Annotated in this window: 8 protein-coding genes; all 8 read right to left on the bottom strand. The window is 66.5% G+C overall.

The window, feature by feature from the left end; genetic code table 11:
* Positions 1-70: 70 nt before the first annotated feature.
* Positions 71-1,528 carry a glycoside hydrolase family 125 protein gene (locus tag ABIC65_RS14810; RefSeq protein ID WP_354309758.1) on the bottom strand — a complete coding sequence of 486 codons (1,458 nt, stop codon included), beginning with the start codon at positions 1,526-1,528 and terminating at the stop codon, positions 71-73.
* The gene (locus ABIC65_RS14805; RefSeq protein WP_354309757.1) at positions 1,525-3,861 is read right to left on the bottom strand and encodes a GH92 family glycosyl hydrolase; all 2,337 of its coding nucleotides are present in this window, start codon (positions 3,859-3,861) and stop codon (positions 1,525-1,527) included. Before ABIC65_RS14805 ends, ABIC65_RS14810 begins: the two co-directional genes overlap by 4 nt.
* 26 nt (positions 3,862-3,887) lie before the next feature.
* Positions 3,888-4,946, bottom strand: a complete 1,059-nt coding sequence (locus tag ABIC65_RS14800; RefSeq protein WP_354309756.1) for a glycoside hydrolase family 43 protein — start codon at positions 4,944-4,946, stop codon at positions 3,888-3,890.
* 88 nt (positions 4,947-5,034) lie between these two features.
* Positions 5,035-8,004, bottom strand: a complete 2,970-nt coding sequence (locus tag ABIC65_RS14795; protein WP_354309755.1) for a TonB-dependent receptor — start codon at positions 8,002-8,004, stop codon at positions 5,035-5,037.
* A 418-nt stretch (positions 8,005-8,422) separates the two neighbouring features.
* Complete coding sequence (locus tag ABIC65_RS14790) at positions 8,423-9,109, bottom strand: response regulator (protein ID WP_354309754.1); 687 nt, start codon at positions 9,107-9,109, stop codon at positions 8,423-8,425.
* 8 nt (positions 9,110-9,117) lie between these two features.
* Positions 9,118-9,690 carry a potassium-transporting ATPase subunit KdpC gene (kdpC, locus tag ABIC65_RS14785; protein ID WP_354309753.1) on the bottom strand — a complete coding sequence of 191 codons (573 nt, stop codon included), beginning with the start codon at positions 9,688-9,690 and terminating at the stop codon, positions 9,118-9,120.
* 13 nt (positions 9,691-9,703) lie between these two features.
* Positions 9,704-10,528 (bottom strand): transporter, encoded by an 825-nt coding sequence (locus ABIC65_RS14780; protein WP_354309751.1) that lies wholly within the window; start codon positions 10,526-10,528, stop codon positions 9,704-9,706.
* A 14-nt stretch (positions 10,529-10,542) separates the two neighbouring features.
* On the bottom strand, positions 10,543-12,561 hold the full coding sequence (kdpB, locus tag ABIC65_RS14775; protein ID WP_354309749.1) for a potassium-transporting ATPase subunit KdpB: 2,019 nt from the start codon (positions 12,559-12,561) through the stop codon (positions 10,543-10,545).
* Positions 12,562-12,569 lie beyond the last annotated feature (8 nt).

Here is a 12,569-nt window from a genome sequence, read left to right as displayed (position 1 = left end):
CGACTGGATCCCGGCTTTCGCCGGGATGACGTGCTTTGAGAGGCGGGCACAACCGAGCCATGCATCGCGATCAGTAGGTGCGGGCGAGCAGCGCGGGGCGCCGCCGCTCGAGGTCGAGGATCAGGTCGCCGAACAGCCCGTTGGTCCAGGCGAACCAGGCGCGGGTGAACTTGGCGGGATCGTCCTTGTTGAAGCTCTCGTGCATGAAGCCGGTGCCGCCATGCGTGGTCTTCAGCCAAGCGAGGCACTGGGCGATCACGGCATCGTCGTCGCTGTTGAGCGCATGGGTGATGATCGACATCGGCCAGATCATGTCGAGGCCGATGTGCGGGCCCCCGATGCCCTTCGCGGCCTTGCCCTCGAAATAATAGGGGTTGCGATCGCTCCAGGCGAGGTCGGCGGTGCGGCGGAACAAGGGATCGTCGCGGCGCGCGGCGTCGATCATCGCCAGGCCCGAGAGGCTGGGGACATTGGCATCGTCCATGAAGATCCAGTTGCCGAAGCCATCGATCTCATAGGCCCAGACCTTGCCGCCCTTGCCGTCCGGCACCAGCGCGTGTTCGTGCAGCGCCTTCTCGACCTCGTCGGCGAGCGCTTCCGCATCCTTCGCCGCGGCTTCGTCGCCGCGCGTCTCGCGATGCAGCTGCGCCACCTTGCGCAGCGCCGAGACCGCGAAGAGATTCGACGGGATCAGGAACGGATAGACGCAGGCATCGTCCGAGGGGCGGAACATCGAGTGGATCAGCCCGATCTTGCGCGTCGGTGCGCCATAGCCGCCCATCGGCACGCTGTCGGTCGGCGCGACCGCCTGGCGCTGGAAGTGATACGGCCCCGGCCCATGCTTGCGCTGCTGCACCCGGAAGGTGGCGACTGCCAGCTTGGCGCCCTGCGACCAGAGATCGTCGAACGGCGTCTTGTCGCGGGTGTGCGTCCAATAGGCATGGGCGATCCGCATCGTGTAGCAGAGCGAATCGATCTCCCATTTCCGCTCGGCGACGCCGGGCTTCATGTCGGTCACGTCGACCTGCGACCATTCGAGGCTCGACTTGGCCTTGGGGTCCTTCTCGAACGCATTGGCATAGGGATCGACGAGGATGCAGCGCGCCTGGCGCTGGATCAGCCCGACGAACAGCCGGCGCAGCGCCGGATCCTGTCCGGCGAGATGGACATAGGTCTGCGCCTGCGCCGAGCTGTCGCGCAGCCACATCGCGTTGATGTCGCCGGTGATGATGAAGGTGTCGGGCCGGCCGTCGAGCGTGCCGATCTCCACCGTGGTGTCGAGCGTGTTCGGGTAGCAATTCTCGAACAGCCAGGCGAGTTCGGGATCGGCGATGCGCGCCCTCACCCGCGCGATCTCCGCCTCCACCGCCTTGCTGACGAAGCGGCGCTTGGCGACCGGCGGCCGCTTGCTGACAAAGCCGGTGGCGGCGCGCGCGGCACCCGGCAATGCGGCGGCGGCACCCAGCGCCGCGGCACCGGCCATCAGCGAACGTCGATCGAACTGCATCGTCTTTTCCCCTGCGCTCATTTCGGCGCGCTCATCGAGAAGGGCGCATCGGCCTTGCGCGCACCCCAGGCCTTGTTCGGCGTCGGCCCCATCACGAAGCGCAGCGTGCCCCCTGCCTGCAGCGCCTCGCGGGTAAGCCACGGCTTGGTGTACGCACGGCCGTTGAGCGTGGCGGACTGGATGTAGACATTCTCGGCGCTGTTGTTGGTCGCCTCGATCGTCAGCACCTTTCCGCCCGGCATGGTGAGCCGGACGTTGCGGAACAGCGGGCTGCCGACCGCGTACTGGCCGACGGTCGGCGTCACCGGATAGAAGCCCAGCGCCGAGAAGACGTACCAGGCCGAGGTCTGGCCGTTATCCTCGTCGCCCGGATAGCCATCCGGCGTCGCGGCATACAGCTTGCGCATCACGTCGCGGACATGGGCCTGCGTCTTCCAGGGCGCGCCGGCCCAGTCGTAGAGATAGATCATGTGCTGGATCGGCTGGTTGCCATGGGCGTACTGGCCCATGTCGACGATCTGCATCTCGCGGATCTCGTGGATCACCTGGCCGTAATAGCTGTCGTCGAAGATCGGCGCGGTGGCGAATACCGAGTCCAGCCGGTCGACGAACTTGGCATCGCCACCCATCAGGTCGATCAGGCCCTGCACGTCCTGCATCACCGACCAGCTGTAATGCAGCGCATTGCCCTCGGTGAAGGCGTCGCCCCATTTGTACGGATTGAACGGCGTCTCCCATGAGCCGTCCTTGTTGCGGCCGCGCATCCAGCCGCTCTCGGGATCGTAGAGCTTGCGGAAATTCTGCGCGCGCTCGGCATAGAGCCGGGCATCGTCCTTCTTGCCCAGCGCCGCGGCGAGGCGCGACAGCGAGAAGTCGGCGGTGGCATATTCCAGCGTGCGCGCGGCATTCTCGTTGATGCCGACGTCATACGGCACATAGCCGAACTGGTTGTAATATTCGACGCCCTCGCGCCCGACCGCGCCGACGACATTGCCGTTCTTGTCCTTGGGGCGGCCCTGGCTGGTCGTCGCGTTCTTGACCATCGCCTCGTACAGCGGCTCGATATCGAACCCGCGCACGCCGTTCAGATACGCATCGGCGATCAGGTTCGCCGAGTTGGAGCCGATCATCACGTCGCGGTATCCCGGGCTCGCCCATTCGGGCAGCCAGCCGCCCTCCTTGTAGGTGTTCACGAGGCCCTGCATGATCTCGGCATCGCGCTCGCGGTACATCAGCGCGAACCAGGGGAAGACCGCCCGCCACGTGTCCCAGAAGCCGTTGTCGGTGTACATCGGGCCGGGATGCACCTGCCCGTCATAGGGGCTGTAATGGACCTGTTTCCCCTGGGCATCGATCTCGTAGAACATGCGCGGGAATTGCAGCATGCGGTAGAGCGCCGAATAGAAGGTGCGGCGATTGTCGAGATTGGGATCGGTCACGCGGACGCGGCCGAGCTCCTTCTCCCACGCCGCCTTGGCCTTGGCCTTGGTCTGCTCGAAGCCGTCGCCGCCGATTTCGCTGGCGAGGTTCCGCTCGGCCTGTTCGGGGCTGATGAAGGACGAGGCGACCTTCACATGGACCTGCTCGCCAGCGCGGGTGGCGAAGCTCACCACCGCACCGACATGGTTGCCCTCGCGCTGCGCGGCGGCGGTCAGCTGCCAATTGTCGTCCCAGCTGCGCGTGACCGCGAAGTCGTGGTCGAACTCGGCGACGAAATAGTTGCGGAAATTGCCCGGCACGCCGCCATGGTTGTTGCGCACCCAGCCGCTGATCCGCCGCCGCGCGCGATCGATCGTGACGCTGGATCCGCCGGCGAAGGCGTCGAGCACGATGTGCGCGTCATCGGCCTTGGGGAAGGTGAAGCGGAACTGCGCGGCGCGTGCAGTCGGTGCCACTTCCGCGGTCACGTCGTAATCGGCGAGGTAGACGCGGTAGCTGTACGGGTGGCTCTCCTCGGCCTTGTGGCTGTACCAGGAGGCGCGCTCGGCCTCGCGAATCCGCACCGGGCCCGTCTCCGCCATCAGCGAGAAGGCGGCATAGTCGTTCATCCAGGGGCTGGGCTGGTGGGTCTGCTTGATGCCGTTGATCTTGTTGTCATGGTACATATAGCCCCAGCCGCTGCCGGGCTTGCCGGTAACCGGGGTCCAGAAGTTCATCCCCCAGGGCACGGCCACCGCGGGATAGGTGTTGCCGTAGGACAGCTCATAGGTGGAATCGGTGCCCATCAGCGGGTTCACCAGATCGACCAGGGCCTCGCTGCGATCGGATTGCTGCGCGACGGCAGGCAGCGTTGCGACGCTGGCGAGGAGCGCGAAGGCGGCGGCGCGGAGCGGCTTGGCGGAGAAAAGGGGCACGAGGGTTCCTTTGGCTGGGCGCGTCGTCAATGGGTGCGGGTGCGGCGGAGCGGTTCGGGCGCCACGCCGTCGTTGGTAAGCCGAACTGGCTGGATGGAGCCGTCCGGGTTGAAGGTCATGCGATCGATCGCGAGTTCGCGGTGCTCGCCCTGCTGGTCGGCGAGCGGACGGCGGTGATAGGCGATGTACCAGCGATCGGTGCCGGGCACGTTGACCACCGAATGGTGCCCCGCCCCGCGCGCGATCTTCGGATCCTCCTGGAGGATGGTGCCGCGCGGGGTGAACGGGCCCGTCGGGCTGGGGCCGGTCGCATAGGCGACGCGGTAGTCCGAACCCGTCCATTCGCCTTCGGACCACATCAGATAATAGACCCCCTTGCGCTTGATGACGAAGGAGCCCTCGACATAGCCCGGCGGGGTGATCTCCTTCCAGGTCGAACCGTCGGCATGGGGCAGCACGCGGCGCAGGTCCTTGCTCAGCCGCACCACGTTGCAGTGCCGCCAGCCGCCATAATAGAGATAGACCTGCCCGTCGGTATCGCGGAACACGAAGGGGTCGATCGGCTGCGCGCCGTTATGGAATCCGCCGATCAGCGGCTTGCCGAGCGCGTCGCGGAAGGGCCCGCCTGGCTTGTCGCTGACCGCGAGGCCGATGCCGCCGTGTTCCTTGTCGCTCTGGATATCGTTGGCCGAGAAGAACATGTAGTAGCGCCCCTGCGCCTCGATCACCGAGGGCGCCCAGATCGCATAGGCCGCCCAGGAAATCCGCGACACGTCCAGGACGTGGGGGTGCTTGGTCCAGTGGAGGAGATCGGGCGAGGAGAAGGCGTTGAAGAAGGTTTGGTAGGCATAGGACGGCCGCACCGTCTTGCGCTTGCGGGCCTCTTCCTGCGCGGGCGTGAAACGCCGGGTGCGGTCGGGCGCGCCGTCATCCGCGGAATAGGTGGGGTAGATCCAATATTGCCCGTCGAACACCCGGATCTCCGGGTCGGCATACCAGCCGCGCACGATCGGGTTGGACGCGGAGGCGGCGAGCGGCGCCATCAGGGCGAGAAGGGCGAGCGCCCGGCGGAGCTTCGATCGCATGAGCCTCTCCTTGGCCGATCCGCAGCGTGAAAAGCGGAAAAAAAGGTGGCGGGGCGGCACAGGGCCGCCCCACCAGAGGGGGGTTTGATCAGAATTTGTAGGCGAGGCCCAGATAGGCGCGGCGGCCGGTATATTGGTTGCTGATGAACCGGGCGTCGGTGTCGTTGCCCAGGTGCGCCCGCTCCTCCGACTTGGTGAGGTTGATCACCGAGGCGGTCAGCTGCAGGTTCTCGAAGAAGCTGTACGAGGCGTTGAGGTCGACCTGCTCATACGGATCCGAATAGACGTTGAGGCCCGACTGGATGCCACCAACCCGCGTACCGCGGCGATTATACGAAGCGCGCAGCAGCAGCTTGCTGTTCTCGTAGAAGATCGAGCCATTGATCTGCGTCTTCGAGCTGCCCACCAGCGGGGAGTCGCCCACCTTCTTGCCGTCCAGCGTGATCTCCGCGACCGAGGTGTCGTTATAGGTGAAGTTCACCTGCGCACCGAGGCCGAAGGGCAGCGTGTGCTGCGCGTAAAGCTCGACGCCCTGCGACACGGCGTTCGATCCGTTCGCCTGGGTGGAATATTGCTGCACGGTCACGGTGTTGCCGGCGACATTGCTCTGAATGTCGAGCACCAGCGGCACGATGAAGTCCGACACGTCCTTGCGGAACAGCGTGCCGCCCAACACCGAGCCACGGTGGAAATACCATTCCACGCCGACGTCATACTGCCACGCCTTGAACGGCTTCAGGTTGAAATTGCCGCCGCTGCCGAACCAGCCGGGCAGCGCGCCGAACTGCTTGCGGTCATAGACAAACGCGTCCGAGTTGAAGGTCAGCGAGCGCGCGCCGGCGAGATCGCCATAGCCCGGACGCGCGATCACCTTCGATGCCGCACCGCGGATCAGCAGGTTGGGCGTCACGTTCCACGAAATGTTGAAGCTCGGCAGGAAGTCCGTGTAGCGCTTGGACTCGTCGTTCGGGCTGAACACCTTCACTTCGCGCTGCGCCTGCGGGAGCACCAGGCAGTTGCCGTCCGGGCCGACCGGCGGCGGGACGAACGGATTGCCGTTGGTGTTCTGGCAGTAATCATTCTCGTAATAGATCACGTCGGTGGAGACACCCGACTGCTTGGTGCTCACCACGCGCAGGCCGAGGTTGCCGCGGACGTTGTTCACCTTGAAGTTCGCCTGGGCATAGCCCGCCCAGATCCGCTCCTTGATGTCGTAGCGATTCTCCGGCTCGGGCACGCGGACCGGGCCGTTATAGGTCTTGTTCAGATAGGCCAGGTAGTTGTCCATGTTGAATGCCGGGAATACGCTCGTCGAAAAGCCACCCGCGATGTTGCCGATCGGCTGGCTCTGGAAGAAGGCCGGCTGGGTCACCGCGGCACCGGCGGTATCCTGGTAGCGCAGCGTGCCCGCCGCATCCGAATACCATTCGAAGCGCCCGGTCTGCCGCTCCACCTTGCCCTCGCGCCACTTGGCACCGACCTGGATCGAGTCGATGAAGCTGTCGAACCGGCGGGTCAGGTCGATCTGGGCATATTTCTGCTCGATCGCGCTGTTGGTGTAGCCCGAGCCGGTCGAGCCGAGATCGACCTGCGAGATGCCCTTCATCAGGTTCTGCTGCAACTCGGGCGAGAACTGCATCGCCACCGACTGGTCGGTGAAGCTCCACTGGCTGAGCATATTGCCGTTGACGCGGTTGGCGAGGCCGTTGCCGACCACCAGCCGCGGCTTGGCCTGGGCGTAGAACTGGAACGAGGGGCCGCCGGTGGCGCGGGTCTTGCCGCCGGCGAACGAAACGGTCAGCCGGTCGCGGGTGAAGTCGCCGTGCAGGTCATAGGTGTTGGAAACGGTCTTCTGGCGCGCATAATAGCTCTGCATCGCCGGGGTTTCCATCGTGCACGGCGTATTGCCGGTGCGGCAGGCGGTGCCGTCCTGCGGCACCTGGAAGGTCGCCGAGGTGAGGATCGTGCCGCTCTTGTCGAACTGGCCGGCGGTGAAGAAGTCGCCATAGCCCCATTCGGGAATCTTGATGAGGTTGGAGACGTTGTCGCCGTTGAGCTGGAAGCGGAAATAATTGGCGGTGAGATTGAAGCCCTCGAACGGCTGCCACTGCGCGGTGGCCTGGATGCCGAGCCGCTTGCGCTTCTCGATCAGCACGGTCTCGTCGACCGACTGCGGCGCCCAATAGCCGTTGTAGTGCGTCCCACCCTGGGTGGTCACGCCGTCGTTCCAGTAGGAGATGGCGTCGTCATTGGCGAAGGTCTTGCCGTTGACGTCGGTGGCCTGCTTCGGGTTCTTCTCGTCCGTCCACCAGTGCCAGCTTTCGGTGGCGGCGCTCAGCGTGCGGTTGGTGCGGACCTGATAGGTCGCACCGAGCAGGAAGCCGATGGTCTTGTCCTCGTTATGCCAGGAGAGCAGGCCCGAGACGCTGGGCTCGACCTTCTTGGTGACGTCCGAATAGGTGCCTTCGACCTGGACGTTGCCCGACCAGGGCTTGAGATCGAACGGGCGCCGGGTGTGGTTGATGATCACGCCGCCGACACCGCCTTCGTCGAGCCGCGCTTCCGAGGACTTGAATACCTCGACGCTGCCGATCAGGTTGGCGGGGAGCAGCAGATAGTTGAAGCTGCGCGAGGGATCGCCGGAATCGGCCGAGGCGATGAAGTTGCCGTTGAGTTCGGTCAGCGTCAGGTCGGAGCTGAGGCCGCGGATGCTCACCCGGCTGCCTTCGCCGCCGTCGCGCTCGATCACCACGCCGGGCACGCGCTGCAGCGCGTCCGCCACGTTCTTGTCGGGGAACTTGCCGACGTCCTCGGCGGTGATCACGTCGACGAACGCGTTGGCGTCGCGCTTCTGCGCCAGGCTGGTCTCGATCGAGGCGCGGTAGCCGGTGACGACGATGTCGCCTTCGCTGTCGCCGGGTGCGGCGTTCTGCGGCGCGGAGGTGTTGCCGGCCTGCGGCTGCGTCGTCGCCGCCTGGGCGAAGGCCATTCCCGGCAGCGCGGCGCACAGGCTGGTGCCGAGCATCAGCTGGGTCAGCAGCCGCTGGCGCGCAGACACCGACGTACGAAACAAATTGCCGTAGGACACGATCCTTCTCCCTCTTTGCACCCGATGACCCCCAGGCCCGATCGGTTGTTTGTGACCGCGCTGTCAGATCTGAGTTCGCGGTTCTTGCGGAGGGTTTCGCAATAGAAAAACAAATTGTCAATTAAATGCGCGCGGGCTTTTGTGGCTTTTCAGCAACGGGCAGCAACAAACTGTGTTTGTTGTGCAAACGTTGTCATTAGGCGCATGAAGCGGTGAACAGCGGACGTAGAAGGCTTGCGCAGGACCCGCTGATCCTCCCCGCAACGGGGAGATGGCGCCGCAGGCGACGGAGGGGGAGGAAGCACGCCGGTCTAGAGGGTCTGGCATCCTCCACCTCCGTCAGGCTTCGCCTGACACCTCCCCCTGGCGGGGAGGATAAGAAGGAGCCCTAGGCCACCACCAGCCGGTAGCCCACGCCGGGCTCGTTGAGGATCAGCTGCGGCCGGCTGGGGTCGGCCTCCAGCTTCTGGCGCAAGTTGCGCACGACGATGCGCAGATAGTCGAGCTGCTGGACATGCGCCGGGCCCCACACGTCGCGGAGCAACTGGCCGTGCGCGATCACCCGATCGGGATGCGCCGCGAGCAGCGCCAGCACGCCATATTCCTTGGGGGCCAGATGCACCGCCTCCCCATCCTTGCGCACGCGACGATGGAGCAGGTCGATCTCCACGCCGCCCACCACCAGCTGCTCGCGCTCGGCGGTACTCGCAATCCGGTGGCGCAGCGCGGTGCGCAGGCGGGCGAGCAGCTCCTCGGTATCGAACGGCTTGGTGCAGTAATCGTCGGCACCGAGATCGAGCGCCGCGACCTTCTCGCTGGTCTCGGTGCGGGCCGAGACGACGATCACCGCCGCCCCGCCTGCCTTGGCCTGCTGGATCAGCTCGATGCCGTCGCGATCGGGCAGACCCAGGTCGAGCAGCACCGCGTCCGGCTTGTCGATGCCGAAGGCGGCGATGGCTTCGCGCGCCGTCGCCGCCTCGATCACCTGGTGGTCCGCGCGGGACAGCGCCCCGCGCAGCAGCCGCCGGATATGGCTGTCGTCCTCGACGATCAGGACCTTGGTTGCGCTCGCCATGGCTTCGCTTAGCGAGCGCCGCCCTGCCGGTCGAGCGCGAGATTGAGCGCAAGTACGTTGACCCGCGGCTCGCCGATGATGCCAAGGAGGCGGCCCTGCACGTTGGCTTCCACCAGCTGCGCGACGCGGTCCGGCGCGATGCCCCGCGCCTTGGCGACGCGCGCGACCTGGAAGCGCGCGGCCGCCGGGCTGATCTCGGGGTCGAGGCCCGAGCCCGAGGCCTGGAGCAGGTCGGCCGGGGCATCGGCACCCAGGCGCTTCTGGTCGGCGGTCACCCGGTCGACCAGCTTCTTGGAGGCCGGCCCCAGGTTGGAGCCGCTCGAGGCGAGCGAGTCATAGCCATTGCCTGCCGCGGAGGGACGGCCCTGGAAATAGCGGTCGCCCGCAAAGCTCTGCCCCAGCAGCATCGAGCCGCGCAGCTTGCCGGCATCGTCGCGCACCAGCGAGCCGTTTGCCTGCGCCGGGAACAGCAGCTGCCCGGCGCCGGTCACCACCAGCGGATAGACGACCCCCAGCAACGCGGCGAAGATCAGGGTGAAGAGGAGCGTGGGGCGAAGGCCGGAAACGAGATCGGAACGCATGGCGATATCCTCCTCAGAAGCGCGTGGAGACGCCCAGATAGACCTGGGCATCGGGAGTGGCCTGGTTCAGGCCGAAATTGGCGCCGAGATCGAGCTGGAGCGTCGGGCGCAGCAGATAGGTCGCGGCGATGTCGGCGGAGGTCTGGGTGACATAAGCCGCCGGGTCGAAATTCCGTGCGACCCAGAACTCGCCGATCAGCGTGAACTTCGAGGTGACCGCCTTGCCGAGATTGGCGGTGCCGACCAGCTGCGCATGATGCCCATGGCCGTCGCTGTCGGCGAGGATGTCGCCCTCGGGGCCGAAGGTGAGCGTGAAGCCCTTGGGCAGCGCAATGTTGACCGGCACGGCCACGCCGCCCTCGGTCTGACCGTTGCCGATTCCCGTCTTGGCGGTCGGGATTTTCACGAAGGGCAGCAGCGCGATCTGCACCTGCCCCGCGGGATCGGTGAGGCGCTGCTTCAGCCGCAGCGTGAGGTCGCCGACGCCGTGCAGCGTCTGGGTGCCCTCCGCGGTGCGGGTGCGCACCGTCGCATAGGGCGCGATGCTGGCCTCGATGTCGGTCGAGCCGGTGAGACCGTATTTCAGCGTAGGGTTGGTGTAGAGGATCGTGTCGACGCGGGTGTCGCCGGCGTCGGTGCGGGTCCAGTTGCCGATGTCGGTCTCCAGCTGGACCATGCCCTGCGGCACGGTGCAGGCGAAGTTCGACTTGGTGGGGCGGTCGGTGCACAGTGCCGGTGCCGAGGGTGCTGCCGCCGGGGCGGCAGGCACGCTGTCCTGGGCAAAGGCCGGAACGGCAACGACGGTGAGCGACGCGAACGAAAGAAACGTACGGAACATTTGGGTTCAAATCCTCAGGCGAGGTGGAGGCCGGCGACGGCCAGATCGATGAGCTTGATGCCGATGAACGGCGCGACGAGGCCGCCCAGGCCGTAGATGGCGAGATTGCGGGCAAGCAGTTGCCCCGCCCCCATCGGCTTGTAGGTCACGCCCTTGAGCGCCAGCGGCACCAGGAACGGGATGATGATCGCGTTGAAGATCACCGCCGACAGGATCGCGCTGGTCGGGCTCGACAGGCCCATCACGTTGAGCACGCCGAGACCGGGATAGAGCGCGACGAACATCGCCGGGATGATCGCGAAATACTTCGCGACGTCGTTGGCGACCGAGAAGGTGGTCAGCGCACCGCGGGTCATCAGCAGCTGCTTGCCGAGGCCGACGATCTCGATGAGCTTGGTCGGATCGCTGTCGAGATCGACCATGTTGCCCGCCTCGCGCGCCGCCTGGGTGCCGGTGTTCATCGCTACGCCGACATCGGCCTGGGCGAGTGCCGGTGCGTCATTGGTGCCGTCGCCGCACATCGCGACCAGCTTGCCGCCCTGCTGTTCCTGGCGGATCAGCGCGAGCTTGTCCTCGGGGGTGGCCTCCGCAAGGAAGTCGTCCACGCCTGCTTCTGCCGCGATGGCGGCGGCGGTGAGCGGGTTGTCGCCGGTGATCATCACCGTGCGGATGCCCATCCGGCGCAGCTCGGCGAAACGCTCGCGCACGCCGGCCTTGACCACGTCCTTCAGCGCCACGGCGCCGAGCAGGCGACCGTTGCGGGTCACCGCCAGCGGAGTCATGCCGCCGCGCGCGATGCCGTCGGTGATGCGCTTGAGCTCGGCGGCACCGGCAGCCTCCGGATCCATCTTGAGGATCGAGTCCACTGCGCCCTTCAGGATCACCGTGTCGCCCTGGCGCACGCCCGAGCTGCGGGTCTGCGCGGTGAAGGGGATGACTTCGGCGTCGGCATCGAGCTTCGCGTCGAACGCGAACTTCTCGCGGCCCAGCGTCACGATCGAGCGGCCCTCGGGCGTCTCGTCGGCGAGGCTGGCGGTTAGCGCGGCCTCGGCCAGCGTGCGTTCTTCCACGCCGGTCAGCGGGTGGAAGGCGCTCGCCTGGCGGTCGCCGATGGTGATCGTGCCGGTCTTGTCGAGCAGCAGCACGTCGACATCGCCCGCCGCCTCCACCGCGCGGCCCGACTTGGCGAGCACGTTGAAGCGCACCAGCCGGTCCATGCCCGCGATGCCGATCGCGGAGAGCAAAGCCGCGATGGTCGTCGGGATCAGCGTGATCAGCAGCGCCGCCAGCACCGCCACCGGGATCGCCCCGCCGGCATAGGTGGCGAAGGCCGGGATCGTGCCCACGGCGATCAGGAAGATGATCGTCAGGCCGACGAGCAGGATGGTCAGCGCGATCTCGTTCGGGGTCTTCTGGCGCTCGGCGCCTTCGACCAGCGCGATCATCCGGTCGAGGAAGCCCTTGCCGGGATCCTGCGTCACGCGGATGATGATCTTGTCCGAGATGACGCGCGTGCCGGCGGTGACCGCCGAGCGGTCGCCGCCCGCCTCGCGGATCACCGGCGCGCTTTCGCCGGTGATCGCGGCCTCGTTGACCGAAGCGACGCCCTCGACGACTTCGCCGTCGGCCGGGATCAGGTCGCCGGTCTCGACCAGCACGAGGTCGTCGCGCTGGAGCAGGTGCGCCTCGACCTTGCGCCAGGTCTCGCCGACGCCGGTGAGCTTCTTGGCCTCCAGCTCGGACTTGGTGGCGCGCAGCGACGCCGCCTGGGCGCGGCCGCGGCCCTCGGCCAGCGCTTCGGCGAAGGTGCCGAACAGCACGGTGAGCCACAGCCAGACGATCAGCTGGACCTGGAACCCGACCGGCAGCGGCTCGCCGCCGAGTGCCAGCAGCACGGTGAGCAGCAGCGCCGCGACGGCCGTGGTGAACAGAATGGGGTTGCGGATCAGCTCACGCGGATCGAGCTTGCGGAACGCGTCCCCGATGGCCGGGCCGATCAGCTCGGCCGCGAAGATGGACTTGGGTGCAGACATGGTCGTGT

The sequence above is a fragment of the Sphingomonas trueperi genome, assembly GCF_040545665.1.
GTDB classification, from domain to species: domain Bacteria; phylum Pseudomonadota; class Alphaproteobacteria; order Sphingomonadales; family Sphingomonadaceae; genus Sphingomonas; species Sphingomonas trueperi_B.
This window is presented reverse-complemented; position numbering and strand designations above follow the sequence as displayed.

Coding starts and splice junctions, on each gene's coding strand:
- ABIC65_RS14810 (WP_354309758.1), bottom strand. CDS start 1,528: ATGAGCGCAGGGGAAAAGACGATGCAGTTCGATCGACGTTCGCTGATG.
- ABIC65_RS14800 (WP_354309756.1), bottom strand. CDS start 4,946: ATGCGATCGAAGCTCCGCCGGGCGCTCGCCCTTCTCGCCCTGATGGCG.
- ABIC65_RS14790 (WP_354309754.1), bottom strand. CDS start 9,109: ATGGCGAGCGCAACCAAGGTCCTGATCGTCGAGGACGACAGCCATATC.
- kdpC (WP_354309753.1), bottom strand. CDS start 9,690: ATGCGTTCCGATCTCGTTTCCGGCCTTCGCCCCACGCTCCTCTTCACC.
- ABIC65_RS14780 (WP_354309751.1), bottom strand. CDS start 10,528: ATGTTCCGTACGTTTCTTTCGTTCGCGTCGCTCACCGTCGTTGCCGTT.
- kdpB (WP_354309749.1), bottom strand. CDS start 12,561: ATGTCTGCACCCAAGTCCATCTTCGCGGCCGAGCTGATCGGCCCGGCC.